The following is a 19,299-nucleotide window of genomic DNA, read 5'->3' on the forward strand; positions in this document are numbered from 1 at the left end:
CTTTGCCCGGGGTTATACCCTTCATTTATTCAGCTGAAGCCTTTGTAATATTCAGATACGGAAACGCTTCCTTCATAATATCCGCGGCAAGCTGTGAAATCTGATTACTGCATCTTGCCTGATTCGGCACATTCGGTTCATCGATCACAACATAAACGACGATTTCCGGGTTATCCTGTGGTGCATAACCGATAAAGGAAACTACGTTCTTATTCTCACCACGAGGGAGTTTCTCTGCGGTACCTGTTTTCCCTCCCACATCATAGCCTTCCACTTTCGCATATTTTCCACTGCCGTTTTCAACAACACTGTGCATATAGCTTTTCAACATCTCAGACGTCTTCTTCGATATCGTTCTTTTCTCCAGAACCGGTTCAATCGTTTCTGTGACATTCCCATTTTCATCACGAATCGCCTTAACCACATGCGGTTCATAATAATTCCCCCCATTTATCAGGGAACAGAAACCTGAGATCAACTGCACCATAGTCACATTGAAGTTCTGCCCGAAGGAGTTCGTTGCAAGATCTGTGCTTCCCATATTGTCGGGCTGATACAAAAGTGCCGAAGTCGCCGCATCTCCCGGGAGATCAATCCCACTATACTCACCAAATCCAAATATGTGTTGATATTTGCTGAACTCTTCTGTTCCGATATCAAGGCCGATTTCCATCAAAGCCACATTGCAGGAATTCTCCATAACCTGTGTCAGATTCTGATACCCATGTCCTCCTTCATCATAAGAAATACATTTGATATCATGATCACCCACATGAAGGTAGCCTCCGCAGTAATAGGTCTCATCCCCGGTCAGCTTTCCGATTTCCAGACCTGTTGCCACGGTAAATGGTTTGATCGTAGACCCCGGTTCATAAGTATCGGACACACAGAAATTTCTCCAGAGTCCATTCAGAATATCCAGCTTCTCTTCACTGGACATTGCCGCAATCTGCTCTTCTGAATAATAATTTGACAAATCTCTTGGATTGTTCAGATCAAAAATCGGCAGCGAAGACATGGCAAGAATCTCACCTGTATTCGGGTTCATCATAATTACCGCCCCGTTTTTAAATCCGCCTCCCTGTGTTGCTTCATTTCTATGCTCTTCATAAAATGCAGACAGATGTTTCTCTACGATTGACTGAAGATTTGCATCCAGCGTTGTTACGATCGTACTGCCATTGACCGGTTCTTTCACCGTCTGCGTTGTGGACGCCTCCGTGTTTTGATACCCGTATTTTCGTCCATCCGTTCCATTCAGCGTACTGTTATAATATGCCTCAAGGCCGGCAGCTCCCACATTTCCATCTACACTGAATCCGATTACATCGCATGCAAGCGTATCATAAGGATATTTTCTGACGTAGTCTTCCTCCAGCCAGATACCCTGAATATCCGTATTCCCTTCCACAGCTTTTTCATAAGCTTTTGCAGTATCATAGTCTATTCCCTTTTTCAGAATAGTATAGCGACTGGTCGGGTCTTCCTCCAGAATATTGAGAACCGTTTCCGCTTCAATTCCGAAATACGTCTGAAGAGCTTCCGTCGTCGCCTGCTTATATGTCTCTGCTTTTTTTTCATTACTCAAAAGTACTTTGGCATCCAGAATCACATTATACACACGTTCACTGGTCGCAAGCTTTGTGCCGTTGCTGTCCACGATATCACCACGTTTAAACGGGATCGTTCTGCTTGTGTACTGCTGTTGATCCAGTACGATCTTCGTATAATTTTCTCCTTCCGAGGCATTGATGTAAGTAATTCTTCCGATGAGAATAACAAAAGCCAGTAATATCAACATAAAGAGTATTACCAGCTTTTTCTGCATCCCTTTCGTGAATTTTTGCCTCAAAGCAGGAACTTTTCTTTTCTTTCTTTTTGACATTTGATTCACCTTGCATTTCTGTTCTATTTTTTCATCTGTTCAGACTGAGCCAGCACTCCGCTTTTCGGGATATCCTGATACTGCTTCATATAATCACTTACCGGATTCTGATAGGTAACAACCTGATCAGAATTTGCATAGACCATTCCCAGTTCATTGATTGCTTTCTCTCTAACTTCTTCCAAATTCACAGAATCTGTGATGGAATTGTATCTTGTCGTATTTTCCTCCCGTATATCGGCAAGCTCCTGCTGCAGTTCTGAAATATGTTCAGATCGATTCGTAAGCTCTGTACGCATCTGAAGATACCATACGCATGCCACCAGTGCGATTACTGCTGCAAAAGCAAGAAATGCTACGTATGCCGGACTCATATGCAGTGCTTTCTTCCGGTTCTGTCTCACCTGACGGCTGACTCTCTTCTTACGGCGTGGCTCTTCAACCACTCGTTCCCGTCTTCGCGGCATCACCTCATTTTGCCGAACCGTATTTCCATATATGTACATTCCACTATGTGCCTGTGGGCGTCTTGCTGTCTCTACATAATTATTCCGCCTTGCTGCCATAAGGCACCACCCTTTCAAATTAAATATATCCCTTGTATTCTATCTTCTTTCAAAAATACGAAGCTTTGCGCTTTTTGAGCGGCTGTTTTCTTCCATCTCTTCTTCACTCGGAAGAACCGGCTTCTTCGTAACAACACGTCCCTTGGATACTTTACCACACACGCACACCGGAAATGTACTTGGACAAGTACAGGGATTTTCATTTTTCTTAAAAATACCTTTTACAATTCTGTCTTCCAGCGAATGGAACGTAATGATACAGATCCTTCCGCCCGGATTCAATATATCAATCATATCATCCAGCGAATCCCGAAGCACCTCCAGTTCCCTGTTGCATTCAATCCGAATTGCCTGGAATGTTCTCTTTGCCGGATGTCCTGATGTCTTCTGAACCTTCATCGGTATAGACTGTTTGATGATCTCGGCAAGCTGTCCAGTCGTTTCGATTGGACCTTTCTCACGTTCGGCCACGATATGTTTCGCGATATTTTTCGCGAACTTATCTTCTCCGTAGTCACGTATAATGCGAAAAAGGTCCATCTCACTGTAGCCATTGACGATGTCCTTTGCCGTTACACTCTGTCTGGTGTCCATTCTCATATCCAAAGGTGCATCTGCCCGATAGGAGAATCCTCGGTCTGCCGTATCCAGCTGATAAGATGACACGCCCAGATCAAGTACGATCCCATCTACTTTGTCAATGCCGATTTCATGGAGCCTCAGTTTCATATCACAATAATTGCTCCGGATTATTGTAACTCTCTCCCCGAAACTGAGTAATCGTTCGCTTGCCGCCTCGATTGCAGCAGCGTCCTGGTCTATTCCTATAAAACTCCCCTTGTTACTTAAACGCCGACATACTTCATAAGCATGTCCGCCTCCACCAAGCGTCCCATCGACGTAAATACCGTCCGGCTTGATGGCAAGGCCCTCGATTGTCTCCTCCAGTAATACTGATTTGTGTTCAAATGCCATAGTGTCCTCCTATTGAAACGAATCATTGCAATCCGTTTCGCTTTTGTGATCCGGTTAAATGCTCAGTCCCAAATCTTCCATGTCACTTGCAATATCTTCGATATTTTCCTCAACATCAGCAGTACGAGCTTCCCACGCATCCTTGCTCCAGATCTCCACCTTGTCCAGCACACCGGCAAGCACAACTTCTTTGTCCAGACTGGCATATGCACGAAGCGAAGAAGAAATCAAAACTCTCCCTTGTTTATCAAGTTCTCCTTCCACGGCGCTTCCGAGAAAGAAACGTTTAAAGTCTCTGGCCTTTTTGTTCGTGAGTGGTAAGGTTCTTAGCTTGTCTTCAAAGGCTTCCCATTCGTTTTCCGGATAGAGAAATAAGCAGCCATCCATCCCCTTGGTAATTACGAAATGTTCTCCCAGACTTTCTCGCAATTTTGACGGAATGATGAGCCTGCCTTTCGCGTCAATACTGTGATTAAACTCTCCAGTCAACATCAAGGATCACCTTCTTTCAAAGTGGTCTGCCACTTTTACACCACTTCGCTCCACTATTCACCACTTTCTACCACTTGAAACCATTGTAAACCACTTTATCTCCCTTTTCAACCCCCTTTTTCATTTTTTTATGCTCTCCCAGACTTTTCTGTAATTTTTCCTTTTTTCTCCCCAAATTGCACAAAAAGCAGAAAAATCCCCTTCCGATTCCTCTTCACCCTCCATTTAGCATCAAGTGGTGGGGAATCGTGGGGGATTTTTTCGTTTTCATATCATTGTGGGAAATTTTCCCACTTTTTTCTGTTTTTATATTAATTCACTCATTGAAATGGAGCAAATAAAATGAGCGCTGACACTTCCGGCATATCCCCGGAACTAAAAAAGAGCCTGCTCTCCGGCAGACTCTTTACTATACACTTTTTATTTTCATTATTCGGATAAATTGAGGGACTGAAGATACCCATCTACAGCAGTGTAATCCACTTCTGCCATATCTCTCGGCTGATTCTGCTCATACAAGCCGTACGCAGAATAACCAAGCCATCCAACCAGCGCCACTGCGATCACTCCCACGATGGCACTGCGCACGATGTGCATAATCTTCTGTTTCCTCATAATCTGTTTTCTATTTGCTTTTTCTTTTTTATAACAATCTACTTTTTCCTGACTCATCTTACTGTAGCTCCTTTTAAAATTAGATGCTACAATATTAGCATATTTCTTTAACAGATTCAAGCATTAGACTTTTGGATTTTCATCTTTTGTCATATGCTTTTCCGGAATGATTGTTCTTAATAGCTGGAAAGAAAAAATAACAGCTAAGTATCTGCAAACATTCCCTACAGTCTTATCCACTAACCACAACCACCAATTAAAAATCACATAAAAATCCGGATTAATCTGTAATAGATCCGGTAAGACATATTGTTCCAGGACGTATAAAGTTAATATGATCAAGCACAAAAATTCTAGCAATGTTAACTTTTTATTATTACTAATGCTATTCGCTTTCATAAATCCTCCTAAGGTATAAATTTATGGCCCACTGTCTCCAAATTTCTCACTATTCTGGCTGTTTATTTGCGCAAATATTATACACTTATAATAGCACAAATAAAATCACAGCAAAGTAATGAGTAATTTCCAGGGAGAAATTATTCGTTTACACTACTAAATGCACCACTAGAGTTCACCTTTTCCAACAATTTAGTACCTATTTGTTATAGCCACTCTGCAAAAACAGATCCAAAAGACTTTATCAACACTCCAACATTTATAAGATTTATTACGAAACATACTGCTATAATAACTTTATAAACCTTTGGCAGTTCTATCCTTTTGATTCCACAATAAAGTAAAACTGCCAACATGATCACTAATCCTCCACCCGGAAACAAAGTGCCGGAAATTGCAACCATCAATACTGCAAGTCTGTTATTCCTTTCTTCCGGCTCAACTTCTATCTCAGTGTTTACTTCATCTTGCTCATCAGCACTCTTATCCTTTAACAATTCATCGATAGAAACCTTATATATCTCACTGAGCACTACCAAATTATCAATATCCGGATACGCTCTTCCATTTTCCCATCTGGAGACCGCTTGCCGTGATATATTGAGTCTTTCAGCGACTTGGCTCTGAGAATATCCCGCATTTTCTCTTGCACTTTTTAATTTCTCAGCTAATGTCAAAGTCATTCCCTCTATTCTATACAACTATACCGCGACGATCACTCCTCCGTCATTCGCATACATACTGCTGATTCCTCTCGTATCCAGAACAAGAATCTGCTGCGGATGAAGTCTTTCATCCAGCATTTGTCTCAAAACTTCTGCACGTTCCGGGCAATTACAGTGCGAGATTGCCAGAACTTTATTTTCAACATTTACAGAGCCTTCCTCCACACAATCCACCAGTTTCTGAAGTGCTTTCTTCATTCCACGGGCCTGTCCCAGCTGGCATATCTCTCCTTTCGGAGTAGATCCCATCACTGGCTTGATATTCAGCACGTTTGCCGCGATCGCCTTAAGTCCCGTAAGTCTCCCATTTTTCCGAAGCGTTTCCAGTGACTCAAGAACGAAAAATGTATTCTGTCCTTCAATATACTCTTCCACTTTTTCGATCACTTCCGGAAACATCAGTTCATTTTCTTCACATTCTATGATCTTACATGCGATCAATGTCTCACCGATTGATGCAGAACGGGAGTTAAATACATAAATATCCTTATCCCCATATTCCTCATGATAGAGATTTGCCCCTAGCACAGCACTGTTATAAGAGCCACTTAACTCCGCAGACAAAGTCACAACATATACCCGATCCGCATCACACCGGTATCCCTCCATATACCGTTCCGGTGAAGGGCAGCATGACTTTGGACAGTTCGGACTCTCCGCTACTTTTTTCAAGAAATCCGCCTGATCAAATGTCTCATCATCTATAATATGATAATCGTCCACATCCATCGCAAGTGATGCCGTCTCAAATATTCCTGACGCTCTCATCTCTTCTGTTAACTCTCCACAGCTGTCTACGATTATTTTATAACTCATATATCATTCCTCCCGAATCCGTCTTCAGCTTCCGCAATATGTAGTTTTCATTACCACTTTGTATATGATAACACACTCTCTAATGAAAAAAAAGACTTTTTTACTCCTCAATTTTTATCTTACGTGATACTCCCAATGCAATTCCCATTTCAATCATAAGAAATAGTACAGACGTACCACCATAACTGATAAACGGCAGTGTAATTCCCGTATTAGGAATCAGATTCACCACAACTGCCACATTCAGAATAACCTGAATTGCAATATGAGAAAAAATTCCGGTTACGATCAGAGCTCCATAAAGATCCGGGGCATTTTGTGCAATAAACAGAAGTCTATACAAAAGCAGTCCAAACAATACAAATACCATAATAGCACCGAATACCCCTAGTTCCTCACAAATAACCGTAAGGATGAAGTCATTTTGCACTTCAGGTATAATCATTTTCTGTGCACTATTGCCTAATCCTTTTCCAAAAAAGCCTCCGGAACCAATCGCGTACATTCCCTGCAGAGTCTGGAACGAAAGTGACGATGCATATTTTTCCGGATTCAGCCATGCGATAATGCGGCGCAGCCGAAAATTATCACTGTTCTCCAGCACTTTACCAAGGACAGCCGCGATTGCCACAAATGCTCCGACTCCACATCCGCCAATGATAACGAACGGTCTCATTTTCTTATGTACAACAAATAATATGAAGCAGGCAATTCCCATTACAATGATTGCCGAACTCAGGTTATCCGTCAGATAGAACACACCAAAAGCGGCTACTGCTCCCCACGCCAGTACCATAAGGCTTCCTTTCAGCTTATGAACCTTGCTTCCCATCTTACATATTAAATAAGGTATAAACAAAATGACTGCAATCTTCGTCACCTCGGCAGGCTGCATGGTCTGTCCCGTTCCCGGGATCTGCAGCCATCTTCTTGCTCCATACACCTCATATCCCAGTGGCGAATACTTTACCAGCGCCATCAGAAGCATCGCAAATCCATAAAGTGCTGCCGAGTATTTCGCATATCGATGGTAATCGATCCGGGTAACAAACAGCATAATTACAAGGCCTCCCATACTGATGATTCCCTGTCTTTTTAAATAATACATTCCATCATTAAACTTGCTCTGTGCCTCATACGCACTGGTACTATAGAGCATCACAAGTCCGAAGCAGATCAGGAATACCATCACAGCAAGAAGGCTATAATCAAAATATCGTATCGTTGTCGGCTTATTGCTTTTTTTCTTTTTATTTTTTGCCATTCCATACACTCCCAGCAGGTTTCCCCTGTTTTTCTTACTCTGCACAAGTATAGCACACCTCTTCACTTTCACACAAGAATATCTGCCTAAAAATGAAGATTCTTCTTCTTTCTGTTTTGTGGTACACTATAGACAGAATATACGAAACCATATTGTATCCGCAATAGAAACATTTTTTATGAAAGGAAAACAGACATGACGCGAGAAGAACTTTATCAATCCATTTATACACATGAAACCATTTATATTCCACCCCAAGAGGAAGGAAGTGCCGCTCTGGAAGTTGCCCTTGGATGCAGCTGGCACAAATGTACTTTCTGTGATTTTGCCCGGGATGAATTCTGCATTCATCCGCTTTCCCGCATTGAACACAATCTGCAGATCCTCGGAATGCTTCAACCAGAAAATACAAGGCTGTTTCTGCTCGGTGAAAACGCATTCTGCCTCTCCACTGAATTCTTATGTCAGATCATTGATCTTGTCGCAAAATATATGCCCAATGTACATAGAATCGCCATGTATTCCCGTGCTGATGACATACTCCGGAAAACAGATGAAGAATTGCGACTGCTGAAATCCAGAGGCGTTGCCGCTCTTCATATCGGAGTGGAGAGCGGAAGCGACCCGATTCTGGCAGAACGGTGCAAGGGCGTGACATCCGCACAGATTCTGGATGCTCTGCATCGTCTGGAGCAAACAGGCATCGATTACTTTGTCACCATTATCCCCGGACTTGGCGGACGTGAGTATTCCCATCTCCATGCACTAGAAACAGCCCGACTTCTGAATCAGCTCCATCCAAAAAACATATGGTGTCTGAAGCTGAAGCTCTGGGAAGACACAAAGCTCTTCAAAGAAGCACAAAAAGGATTTTTCCAGATGATGACTCCGGAAGAAATCCTTTTGGAAGAGCGCCTGATGCTTGAAAATCTGCACGTGAAGGACTGTCTGTTCGAAGACACGACCGTTCTGGACCAGTATACCATTTACGGAATGCTTCCCGACCAGAAAAAAGACCTTCTTCGTGCAATCGATTACCTGCTCGCCAGACCATAGCTATTTCGTTTTCAATCATTCTATACATGAAATGTCTTTTCCATTTCCTCGCGGAACTCGCGCCCTTTAAAAAGGATCAGCGCGGTGAGTGTCAGGAATGAAAATGCAATACTGATGACCGACGGTGCCGTCACGTTAACCAGCCCTGTCAGGATAAAAACCAGCGGGAAAAACAGTCCATACCCTGCCGCCATCACAAAGTAGATCATATACTGTTTTGGATGGCGGTAGTATATTTTGGAAATGATCATCATGGAAATGATAATCACAATACTGACAACCGGAAAAACAAAATCCACCGACCATCCGTGCCATCCTGTCAGCAGATCCCACACTGTACAGACGGTCGTCACCACAGCCAGCTGCCACATAGCATTTTTCAAAAGATTGTATCGTTTAAAGAATGCAACCGCAAGTGCAAGCCACATACTGAATGCACCCCCGCATATTTTCAGTGATAATCCGAAATGTCCATCCACACAATAATCACTCCCCAGTGCGATGACCGCTGCCGCAATACATAAGAAGGTAAATATCCGAAATACTTTCATTCCAATTGAATCAGCAGTCGCCTCTTCCGGATATTCAGTCTCAAGCAGTGTCACCTTGATTCCCTCTTGTTCAAGAATGCAAAAAAAGTTCTTCTTGATCACCGAACTGTCAAATCTTGACGTAAATCCCAAATAAACATTCTCTTCAAATGAACACATACATAGTTCCACTTTCGGTGTGCTGGTAAATACACCGAAACGCTCAATATACTTCGCATAGTCTTCCGGCATACGAATGATTCCCATATTGGAAAAAATCGCCGTTATCTCCTTTGCCGAACTGCGTGATCCAAAACCGATGCAGAAATTCTTTAATCCAAGCGGTGCGAGCCGCAGGATCGGATGCACTTCAAGTGCAAAATATTCACTCATCCGTTCCCCCATTTTCTCTTTTGTGAGGCCCTCGTCAAAATATTGCTTCACCTCACGGATCACTTCGTTCAGACTATCTTTTCTCTGACCGAAACGGTGTTCCACCTCCAGCCAGCTAAAAAAATTCAGCATGGAATCTGTCGGGAAAAATTTCCGCAGATTGACAGGCACCATAAGCGCCACCGGTTTTTCCTCCTGACGCCTGGACATTTTCCCGTGAATCGCGCACATCAGAACCGCTGTTAAGTACACCGTCATCGACACACCATATTCCTTCGCCTTTTTCGCAAGATCCGCCACTTTCACTTCTGCTTCCGTCACCTGAAGGCTTCCGAGATCACTGTTTCTTCTAATCTGATATGCTTTTCTCCGGTTCTTTTTTCTGCCCTTATTATCACGAGAATAGTACTTCGCAAATCCGTCGTCTTCCTGGTCCGAAACAGTAACCGTCTTCTCGTTTAATTCAAGATCCGCCAGCCCGTCCCCTTCATGTACTAGGAACAAATAATTCTTCACCAGCTCCCGAATAAATTCACTGGCTCCCGTCCCATCTGTCAGTGCATGAAAGACCTCAAAATTAATCCTCTTCTTATAATATGTCACTTCAAACAAAAGCTCTTTCTTGTCCCGGATGTACAGATTTCTGCAAGGTTCCCGGGTTTCTTTCCGAACGACCGGGCGCAGATTACTCTGTTCAAGATAATGCCAGAACAAGCCTTTTCTCATAACCGACAAGAACATCGGATATTTAACCAGCGTCCTGTCCAGCGCCTGCTGAAGCTTTGCTTCCTCAATTTCCTCTCTTAATTCACAATAAAAGCGGAATACACGGGTATCCCTTTTCGTACTTGCTGCCGAAAAAAGTTTTGCCGCGTTGTCCAGTTTCCGCCAATACGCACCCCTCGACTGCATGACGGCTATTCCCTCCTCAAAAAATTATTTATAATATCAAAACTTTCCTGTACGTGATTGCTTTTGATTCCCAGGGCAAAAAAACCGTGAAGTGCGTTCTTGATCCGGTAGATTTCTACCCTGTTTCCTGCCGCTTCCAGTTTTCTTCCATATGCCTCTCCCTCATCTCTTAATGGATCATATTCCGCGGTTATGACCAGCGTATCCGGCTGATTTTGCAGATTCTCTTCCAGAATCGGTGCAAAATAGGGATTCATCCGATCCTCTTCTTTCCCCGCGTAAAAATCAAGGTAATCTCTTAGTTTTCCTGCTGTCAGAAGATAATCTGTCCCATTTTCCCTAACAGAATCAAATGATGAATTTTCCGAATAATCATTATTCGTTGCTGGGTAGATTAGAATCTGCCTTCTGGGGAGAAATTCTCCTCTGTCTCTTGCCATTAGTGAAAGTGCTGCAGCCAGATTTCCTCCTGCGCTGTCTCCTATCAGTGTGATATCCTCTGAATTCACATTCAAAAGAAACTCTTTTTCATACATTGCCTTCGCCACCGCATAGCAGTCCTCAAGCCCGGTCGGGAACTTGTGCTCCGGAGCAAGCCGGTATTCAATCGCCGCCACGATATGCCCTGTGGCATTCGCAAGGCGGGCACATATCCTCTCATAATTATCTACATGTTCGGTGGACCACCCGCCGCCATGCAGGAACAGCATCACCCGCATTCCATTTGCCACCTGCTCTTCCTGAAATGTCTTCTCATCCGGGAAAAACAACCGGACCGGCACCAGATGATCCCCATTGTAAATACGTGTATCTACCGTCCGATAGAAGATCTTCATAGGATCCAGCCGTTTCAAATCTGCCAGCTGTCTGGACTTCTCCACATCTATTTCTTCAAAAGACAATGCTTTTAATATTTTCTTTGCTGCTTTATTGATATCCATATTATCTCCTTCCAGTTTTCTAATATTCATTTTGCGGGTTTTCCATACAGATGTCAAGTATTAGCGGCGAAGCTTCATTTTCTTTTAACTTCAAACAAATTTTTCGTTTACATTTTTATGCTAACCTTATATAGTTAAAATAGGATTTAGTCAGATGGGAGGAAACACACATGCCTGCATTTTATGCACACAACCGTTTTGGGGAAAAAGTAGCCCAAAAAACAGACGGAGAATTAAACGAAATCATTTCTAAATACTATGTACAATTTCAGATTGGTCTCCAGGGACCGGATATTTTCTTTTTTTACCGGCCATGGAAAAGTAATCGTGTATCCAAATATGGTTACCACCTTCACGAAGTATCAGCAGCATCCTTCTTCACACATGCGCTGACTGTCGTAAAAGAAAAAGGACGTGACAGCCGGGAATACGCCTATCTCCTGGGTTTCATCTGCCACTACATTCTTGACAGTGAATGTCATCCTTATGTATCTGAAATGATGGAAGCTCTTGATGTCGAACATTTGGAAATTGAAGAAGAATTTGAAAAAATGCTTCTTCGCAAAGACGGAAAGAATGCTCTTTCCTATCCACTTGCTGATCTTGTCCCGACAGACAGCGTAACCGCAAAAACAATTTATCCTTTCTACCGTAATATGAATCCGGTCATTATCCGGGAGGCATTGAAAGACCTAAAACTGGTAAAAAGAATCTTTACGGCTCCATGTATCGTCAAACAGGCCATTCTGAACGGAGCAATGCATTTAACCGGAAAATATGATTATTGGAAGGGGCTGATGCATCAGCGGAAAGACAACCCCAAATGCACAGTCAGCAACGAGGGTCTTTACCTGCGGTTCAAAGGTGCTGTTGACATCGCTGTAACCATGCTTTACAGCTTTGACGAAAGTCTTTGTACCGGCACAGAACTCAATTCGCGTTTTGAACGCACATTTGAATAGCAGGAGGCATCTGAATGAATAATACAAAACTTACAAAACTGGAAAAATGCTGGATTCTGTACGATGTAGGAAATTCTGCATTTATTATGCTGGTATCCACGATCATTCCGATCTATTTCAACTTCCTGGCCGGTAATGCAGGAATATCCGAAGTGGATTATCTTGCCTATTGGGGATATGCTGCTTCTGTCGCAACAGTCATGGTAGCCATCATTGGTCCAATTCTCGGCACATTGGCAGACACCCGCAATTTCAAAAAGCCCTTGTTTACAATCTCCATGATGGTCGGGGTACTTGGCTGCGCAGCACTCTCTTTTCCTAAATCATGGGTCCTGTTTCTGGCTGTCTTCGTAATTGCAAAAGTGGGATACAATGCCAGCCTGATTTTCTATGATTCCATGCTGGTCGATATCACAACAGAAGAGAAAATGGACTCCGTTTCATCACACGGCTATGCATGGGGATACATCGGAAGCTGCATTCCATTTGTTATATCTCTGGTTTTTGTTCTGATGTACGATAAAATCGGGATTTCCATGACCACTGCCATGATGCTTGCCTTTTTTCTTAATGCACTCTGGTGGCTTGTTGTCACGATTCCATTGCTGAAAAATTATCATCAGACAAATTATGTGGAACTGCCCGATCATCCGATCAAAAACAGTTTTAAACGCCTTGCAGTCACTCTGAGGGATATAAAGAAACAAAAAAACATTTTTTTGTATCTGCTTTCATTTTTCTTTTTCATAGATGGTGTGTATACGATCATCGAAATGGCTACCGCTTACGGAAGTGCACTGGGCCTAGATTCACAGGGATTGTTACTTGCCCTTTTGGTCACTCAGCTTGTTGCTTTTCCATGTGCCCTGATTTTTTCCGTGCTCTCCAAGAAGTTTGATACCGATTTTCTGATCAAAATCTGCATCGCAGCTTACACCGGAATTGCACTCTTCGCCATCCAGCTTGATAAGCAATGGGAGTTCTGGCTGCTCGCTGTTCTTGTCGGCATGTTCCAAGGCGCGATTCAGGCACTCTCCCGCTCTTACTTCGCCAAGATCATCCCTGCGGAGAAATCCGGAGAATACTTTGGTATATACGATATCTGCGGAAAAGGAGCCTCTTTCATGGGAACCACACTGGTCGGACTGGTTGCCCAGATTACCAATGTAGCAAATGCCGGTGTTGCAATCATTTCCGTGATGTTTATCATCGGATATGTTCTTTTCTGCAAAGCCGCAAAACTAAACAAAGCGTGATTAGCGATGATTTCTGGTAATTATTTATAATTTGCCAGCTTTTTCCAAAGAAATATGATTTTTTTGCACAAAAATATGGAAATATGAGTAAAAAAATTGTATAATATATTGCATCAAGCGAAAGAGAGGGTTCACTTATGAAGCAAAATAATATGTTAGCAATGATTTTGGCTGGTGGACGTGGTTCCCGTCTTCATGACCTGACCAATAAAGTGGCAAAACCGGCCGTCTCATATGGTGGGAAGTACCGTATCGTTGATTTTCCCCTCAGTAACTGTGCAAACAGCGGAATCGATGTTGTCGGTGTTCTGACACAGTACGAATCCGTTCTGCTGAACAGCTACGTAGCTGCAGGCGGCAGATGGGGACTTGACGCAAAAGATAGCGGTGTTTTTGTACTTCCACCACGTGAGAAAGCGGATTCCAATCTGGATGTTTACCGTGGAACTGCTGATGCCATTTCCCAGAACATTGATTTCATCGATTCTTATTCTCCAGAATATCTTCTTGTACTTTCCGGAGACCATATTTATAAAATGAATTACGCCAAGATGCTTGCCCATCACAGAGCATGTAATGCTGATGCTACGATTGCCGTTATCGAAGTACCGATGAAAGAAGCAAGCCGTTTCGGCATCATGAATACAGACGAAGAAGGCACGATCGTAGAATTCGAAGAGAAACCGCCACAGCCGAAGAGCAATCTTGCTTCCATGGGTATCTACATTTTCAACTGGAAGCTGCTTCGCAAAATGCTGTTGGCAGATATGAAGAATACGGAGTCTAATCACGACTTTGGTAAGGATATCATTCCGACCATGCTGAATGACGGAAGAAAACTGGTTGCTTATAAATTCCAGGGATACTGGAAAGATGTAGGAACCATCGATTCCCTTTGGGAAGCAAATATGGATCTTTTAAATGGAAACGAGCTTGATTTAAGCGATCCGACCTGGAAGATTTATACCGAAGACGTTACAACTCTTCCTCATTACATAGGCGCTGAAGCTAAGATCAACAAGGCTTTCATCACACAGGGCTGTACCATCAACGGCGAAATCACGAACTCCGTTCTTTTCACCGGAGTTAAAGTTGGGGAAGGCGCCAAGATTATCGACAGTGTACTGATGCCGGGTGTTGAAGTGGAAGACGGAGCCGTTGTTACCCGCGCTCTGGTTGCCGACGGCATTAAGATCGGCAAACAGGCTGTTGTCGGTTCTGCTGACAGCGAACATATCGAACTGGTAGCAAAACGTGTAAAGGGGGTAGAATAATATGTATAACGCATTTGGAATCGTCACTTCTTCCGGCAGAGATATCTGGGTAGAGGGACTTCAGGACTATCGTCCAATCGGTTCGTTCTCTTTCCTCGGAAGATATCGAGTAATAGACTTTGCAATTTCTAATATGAGTAACAGTGACATTGACCGCATCCAGGTATATATCAGAAGAAAACCTCGTTCTCTTGTCGAACATCTCGGAAGTGGACGCCAATACAATATCAACTCAAAACGCGGCAATCTGCAGATCCTGTTTTCCGAGGATGGTGCTGAGCACAGTATCTATAACACGGACATCGCCATGTTTATGGAGAACCTGGAATGCATTCAGAGAATGCATCATCCATATGTAGTCATCGCACCGAACTACATGGTATACACTGCAAACTATGATACTCTGCTTCAGAATCATATAGATTCCGGTGCGGATATCACAGTTCTGTACCATTCAGTTGATAATGCAAAAGAAGCATTCCTGAACTGCAATACTTTGAACCTGAACCGTCAGAAAGGTGTTCTTTCTATCGAGAAGAATCACGGTAATGCTAAGAACAGAAATATTTTCATGGATACATATATTATGAAGAAAGATTTGTTTATCGAGCTCGTACAGAAAGCTCACAAACTTTCTTCTATGTACACACTGGCTGACATCGTCAGTGCAGAATGTGAAGAACTGGATGTGCGCGGAATTTCTCATCGCGGTTATTTTGCTTCCATCACAGATTTCAAGAGCTACTATGATGCTAACATGTCGTTGATCGACTACAAATCAGCAATGAGCCTTTTTGATGAGGACTGGCCGATCTACACACGTACCAATGACTCCTGCCCGACGAAGTATCTTGAAACAGCAAGCGTGAAATCCTCTGTTGTTTCCAACGGCTGCCTGATCGAAGGTACGATCGAGAATTCAATTCTCGGACGTGGATGCGTCGTGAAACCTGGTGCTGTTGTAAAGAATTGTGTGGTATTCCCAGGTGTTGTAATCGCAGAAAACGTACATCTTGAGAATTTGGTTGTTGACCGGAGAGCACAAGTGATTCATGCAAAAGAAATCATTGCTCCGGCTGATCATCCGGGATATATCAAACGTGAAGATACTCTTTAATAAGGGAACACAAAGCGGAGCATATCTGACCGGTATGCCCCGCTTTTATAATTGATTATTTTATTCTCCAAAGATCATTTCGAATGCCACCTGTATTCCCAAAATAAGCGAATCCTTCTCTATATATTCCTCTCTTGTATGTGCACCATGTCCATAGTAACATCCCACACAGACCGAAGGGATTCCCATTGAAAGCGGAATATTACAGTCGGTAGAACCGCAGTTCTGCTCCGGATTCTTTCCGATCACGTTTTTTACTGCCTTCATTGCTTTTTCCGTCAGCCTTTCCTGCCTGGCCGCATCCACACCTTTGCCACACGGGCGAAGTCCGATCACCTCATATTCTATATCCAGCCCTTTATCTTTCTCTTCCCGTATCGTCTTCTCAAAATACTGTTCCATCATCTGCAAATGTTCACTGGTGTCGGAACGGAATTCATACAGTATCTCCGCATTCTGGGCAATCACATTCACCCCGGTTCCCCCGGAGATCAATCCCACATTATAGGTTGTCTTCCCGCCTTCCGGCACTTGAACGCGATAGAGCTTCTCGATGATTCCGGCCATTTTCTCGATTGCGTTATCTTTTCCGAAATCTCCGAAAGAATGTCCGCCTTCTGTGGCTATCCGGATTCGGTACCGTTTTGAGCCGACCGCGCGGTTTACAATTTTGTCAAGTTCACTGTCAAATGTACAGAAATTCCGGATTCGTTCTCCGTAACCCCGGCAGATTGCTTTAACTCCTTTCAGATTTCCAAGTCCCTCTTCTCCAGAATTGCATACCAGCAGCATGCCCGCCGCTCCGTTCTTCTTCTGTTGCTCTCCGAATCCTTTCTGTTCCTTTTCCCATTCACCGTTTCTGATCTTACCTGCAATATATTTTGCCGCCATCAAAAGACAAACCACACAGGCTGTATCATCTCCGATTCCCGAACAATAGATTTTCCCGTCACATTCTGTTAACGGAAGCGCTTCCGTATCAGGAAACACCACATCCAGGTGTGCCATATACACATCGATTTCTTCCGCTTGATGGATATCGACCGGGTATATCACATTGAACGCTTCATCCATATACACCCCTTGTGCCCCCTGCCTTTCCAGCCAGTCACGGCAGAACTTTGCACGCTTCTCCTCCTGATTCGAAGGTGCCGGAATCTGCGCCAGTTCTTTCAGAAGTTCAAGTGCTTCTTCTTCATGATCCTGAATAAACTCCCTCATCTCTTCACTCAACATATTTTCTCCTCCTTCGCTAACCTGCATTTCCCATACGTTCCGATATGATCACCCCAGTCATTGTGAGCACCGTTCCTGCTGCTGACATCCATGTGATCTTCTCATGCAGGACAACAATCGATGTAATGATCGAGATGACCGGAATCAGATAAATATAAACACTGGTCTTAATCGCTCCCAGAATTTCCACTGCCCGGTTCCATGTCACAAAGCAGACTGCACATGCGCCTACACTCAGATATAATAAATTCAGCAGATTTCCGGGAGTTCCAAATTGCACCGCCTTGACATCAAATCCGAAAACAAATGCCAGCGGAAGCATCATCAGGATGCCGTAAAAGAACATCCTTCTGGTGGCAGGGATCACCGGATACCCGAAGTCTCCCGCCTTTCTGGCCAGAATCGCATAAAGTCCCCACATCATCGCAGCCACCACACTCAGCATGTCCCCTGCAAAATTAAGCCGGACAGCATCCTGTCCACTGAAACTAATCATCGCAATTCCTACGATTGCGAAAATAAATCCGACAAAAAAGCTTTTCTTCAATTTCTCATCTTTCAAAAACAGGTGCGCACTGATGCCGATAAAAAATGGTGAGATTGAAGTGATGACTCCCACATTTGACGCCTGCGTATAGAGAAGCGCTACATTTTCAAACAGATAATACAGACAGATTCCCGTAAGTCCGGCACCTGCAAAATACAGCTCATGCTTTCTATCCGTCACTTCCATTTTCCGTGGACTCATGATCCACAAAATGATATATCCGATCACAAATCTTAAAAGCAGCAATTCGATCGGTGAGAAATCTTCAAGCAGTATCTTGCTTGAGATAAAAGTCGTTCCCCAGATAACGACTGAAATTGCTGCCATGATATGTCCGGTAAATTGTTTCTTTTCCATGAACTTCTCTCTTTCATTATCACAATTCTAAAATGATTCCGAAAAACATTTTTCTGATTTCCGCCCCATCTCTATCTAGTATAATACATTTTCTTCCGCATGACCACCAATAAAATGGGCGATCTGGAAATTACTCCAGATCAGCCATGTATTTCTGATAATATTCCATTGTAAATTCTTTCGGAAATACTCTGGAATAATAATAACCCTGTATCATTCTCATGGCATCTTCTCTTGTCATTCTGAGTGACCGTTTCAGCTGACTGCTTCCCTGCTTCTGCTTCATTTCCAGCATTGCATAATTGCTGTCCGGATCGTAACACCGCAGCCGAATCTTCCTTCTACATTCCACCCCGCCTGCTTTTCAAAATAATCGTCGTCATAGACTGTGTCAAAATATAGAGAACGAATCATATAACCATTTGTTCCATTGTGTTCATCCTGTATAAGCACCTGTTCCAACTGGTGGCTCTTTTTAATGAATTCTTCAACATTAATAAGAAATTTCTTCTCTTCACGAAATGCTCGATTCAATTGCATCCTCCTGTTCAGCCTGTCCTGAAACGCAACTCACCACCTGTAGTAGTGGGAGTCTTGTCTTCTTTCAAAACAAAAAGCCGGCTGCAACCCATTTCGTTGCAGCCAGCCTATCATACATCATTTCTTGCTTAGACGCTTAGCTTTCCGTCCCTGCCTTTCAGCAGGTTTGGCAATCAATTGATGCGATTATTATACACCATATTTTTCAATTACGTCAACATTCATCATCTTTTTTTCACATGTTTCTTCCACACACTTTTCACGCATTCTTTGTCACCATCCAAATATCTTTTATTTTCCCGGACACTTCTTATCAGCCATCTGTTATAATCCCATTTTCGACACTTGATAAAAAACAAAGAGGCTCAAACCATTGATTTTACTGGGTTTTTGCCTCTTTTTATATTTTTTGAATGTTGTATGGAATTTTTACTTTGAAAT

At 43.1% G+C, this 19,299-nt stretch carries 18 protein-coding genes, 1 pseudogene and 1 riboswitch; of the genes and pseudogenes, 5 read left to right on the forward strand and 14 right to left on the reverse strand.

Translation table 11 applies throughout. The features are described 5' to 3' along the window. Positions 1-25: 25 nt before the first annotated feature. The 9 genes from ACTNA4_RS09325 to ACTNA4_RS09365 form a co-directional block, all read right to left on the reverse strand. Positions 26-1,885: a peptidoglycan D,D-transpeptidase FtsI family protein gene (locus tag ACTNA4_RS09325; protein WP_427805474.1), complete on the reverse strand. Its 1,860-nt coding sequence runs from the start codon at positions 1,883-1,885 to the stop codon at positions 26-28. A gap of 23 nt (positions 1,886-1,908) precedes the next feature. After that, positions 1,909-2,451 (reverse strand): hypothetical protein, encoded by a 543-nt coding sequence (locus ACTNA4_RS09330; protein ID WP_427819079.1) that lies wholly within the window; start codon positions 2,449-2,451, stop codon positions 1,909-1,911. Between the two features lie 39 nt (positions 2,452-2,490). Continuing rightward, the gene (rsmH, locus tag ACTNA4_RS09335; protein WP_427819080.1) at positions 2,491-3,426 is read right to left on the reverse strand and encodes a 16S rRNA (cytosine(1402)-N(4))-methyltransferase RsmH; all 936 of its coding nucleotides are present in this window, start codon (positions 3,424-3,426) and stop codon (positions 2,491-2,493) included. Positions 3,427-3,480: 54 nt separating this feature from the next. Beyond that, positions 3,481-3,918 carry a division/cell wall cluster transcriptional repressor MraZ gene (mraZ, locus tag ACTNA4_RS09340; RefSeq protein ID WP_427805471.1) on the reverse strand — a complete coding sequence of 146 codons (438 nt, stop codon included), beginning with the start codon at positions 3,916-3,918 and terminating at the stop codon, positions 3,481-3,483. 429 nt (positions 3,919-4,347) lie between these two features. Then, positions 4,348-4,590, reverse strand: coding sequence for a hypothetical protein (locus ACTNA4_RS09345; protein ID WP_427805470.1), 243 nt, complete (start codon positions 4,588-4,590; stop codon positions 4,348-4,350). A 66-nt stretch (positions 4,591-4,656) separates the two neighbouring features. After that, positions 4,657-4,932: a hypothetical protein gene (locus tag ACTNA4_RS09350; RefSeq protein ID WP_427805469.1), complete on the reverse strand. Its 276-nt coding sequence runs from the start codon at positions 4,930-4,932 to the stop codon at positions 4,657-4,659. Positions 4,933-5,138: 206 nt separating this feature from the next. Beyond that, positions 5,139-5,609: a helix-turn-helix domain-containing protein gene (locus ACTNA4_RS09355; protein ID WP_427819082.1), complete on the reverse strand. Its 471-nt coding sequence runs from the start codon at positions 5,607-5,609 to the stop codon at positions 5,139-5,141. A gap of 24 nt (positions 5,610-5,633) precedes the next feature. Continuing rightward, positions 5,634-6,473 carry a DegV family protein gene (locus ACTNA4_RS09360; protein WP_427819083.1) on the reverse strand — a complete coding sequence of 280 codons (840 nt, stop codon included), beginning with the start codon at positions 6,471-6,473 and terminating at the stop codon, positions 5,634-5,636. 100 nt (positions 6,474-6,573) lie between these two features. Further along, the gene (locus ACTNA4_RS09365; protein WP_427805464.1) at positions 6,574-7,737 is read right to left on the reverse strand and encodes an FtsW/RodA/SpoVE family cell cycle protein; all 1,164 of its coding nucleotides are present in this window, start codon (positions 7,735-7,737) and stop codon (positions 6,574-6,576) included. 195 nt (positions 7,738-7,932) lie between these two features. Between ACTNA4_RS09365 and ACTNA4_RS09370 the strand changes: the two genes are divergently transcribed. Beyond that, positions 7,933-8,793 (forward strand): radical SAM protein, encoded by an 861-nt coding sequence (locus ACTNA4_RS09370; protein ID WP_441029755.1) that lies wholly within the window; start codon positions 7,933-7,935, stop codon positions 8,791-8,793. 20 nt (positions 8,794-8,813) lie between these two features. On the opposite strand, the gene ACTNA4_RS09375 is transcribed toward ACTNA4_RS09370, so the two are convergent. Together ACTNA4_RS09375 and ACTNA4_RS09380 are read right to left on the reverse strand one after the other, a co-directional pair. After that, positions 8,814-10,628, reverse strand: a complete 1,815-nt coding sequence (locus tag ACTNA4_RS09375) for a DUF6320 domain-containing protein (RefSeq protein WP_441029757.1) — start codon at positions 10,626-10,628, stop codon at positions 8,814-8,816. A gap of 5 nt (positions 10,629-10,633) precedes the next feature. Next, complete coding sequence (locus tag ACTNA4_RS09380) at positions 10,634-11,569, reverse strand: alpha/beta hydrolase (protein ID WP_427805674.1); 936 nt, start codon at positions 11,567-11,569, stop codon at positions 10,634-10,636. A gap of 170 nt (positions 11,570-11,739) precedes the next feature. Between ACTNA4_RS09380 and ACTNA4_RS09385 the strand changes: the two genes are divergently transcribed. The 4 genes from ACTNA4_RS09385 (at position 11,740) to glgD (ending at position 16,178) form a co-directional block, all read left to right on the forward strand. Further along, a complete protein-coding gene (locus tag ACTNA4_RS09385) occupies positions 11,740-12,531 on the forward strand; it encodes a zinc dependent phospholipase C family protein (protein WP_441029759.1) in 792 nt (263 codons plus the stop codon). A 14-nt stretch (positions 12,532-12,545) separates the two neighbouring features. Beyond that, on the forward strand, positions 12,546-13,787 hold the full coding sequence (locus ACTNA4_RS09390) for an MFS transporter (RefSeq protein ID WP_441029761.1): 1,242 nt from the start codon (positions 12,546-12,548) through the stop codon (positions 13,785-13,787). Between the two features lie 137 nt (positions 13,788-13,924). Next, the gene (locus ACTNA4_RS09395; protein WP_427805457.1) at positions 13,925-15,061 is read left to right on the forward strand and encodes a glucose-1-phosphate adenylyltransferase; all 1,137 of its coding nucleotides are present in this window, start codon (positions 13,925-13,927) and stop codon (positions 15,059-15,061) included. Position 15,062: 1 nt separating this feature from the next. Beyond that, positions 15,063-16,178, forward strand: coding sequence for a glucose-1-phosphate adenylyltransferase subunit GlgD (gene glgD, locus ACTNA4_RS09400; RefSeq protein WP_427805455.1), 1,116 nt, complete (start codon positions 15,063-15,065; stop codon positions 16,176-16,178). Between the two features lie 60 nt (positions 16,179-16,238). On the opposite strand, the gene ACTNA4_RS09405 is transcribed toward glgD, so the two are convergent. From ACTNA4_RS09405 to ACTNA4_RS09415, 3 genes and pseudogenes are all read right to left on the reverse strand, one after another. Continuing rightward, positions 16,239-17,414, reverse strand: coding sequence for a M20/M25/M40 family metallo-hydrolase (locus ACTNA4_RS09405; RefSeq protein WP_441029763.1), 1,176 nt, complete (start codon positions 17,412-17,414; stop codon positions 16,239-16,241). A 16-nt stretch (positions 17,415-17,430) separates the two neighbouring features. Further along, positions 17,431-18,318, reverse strand: coding sequence for a DMT family transporter (locus tag ACTNA4_RS09410; RefSeq protein WP_441029765.1), 888 nt, complete (start codon positions 18,316-18,318; stop codon positions 17,431-17,433). Between the two features lie 130 nt (positions 18,319-18,448). Next, positions 18,449-18,858, reverse strand: a pseudogene (locus tag ACTNA4_RS09415) (VTC domain-containing protein). 94 nt (positions 18,859-18,952) lie between these two features. After that, positions 18,953-19,039, reverse strand: a riboswitch (cyclic di-GMP riboswitch). Between the last annotated feature and the right edge of the window lie 260 nt (positions 19,040-19,299).

It is taken from the genome of Bariatricus sp. HCP28S3_A7, from assembly GCF_052066375.1.
Classification (GTDB): Bacteria; Bacillota; Clostridia; order Lachnospirales; family Lachnospiraceae; genus Allocoprococcus.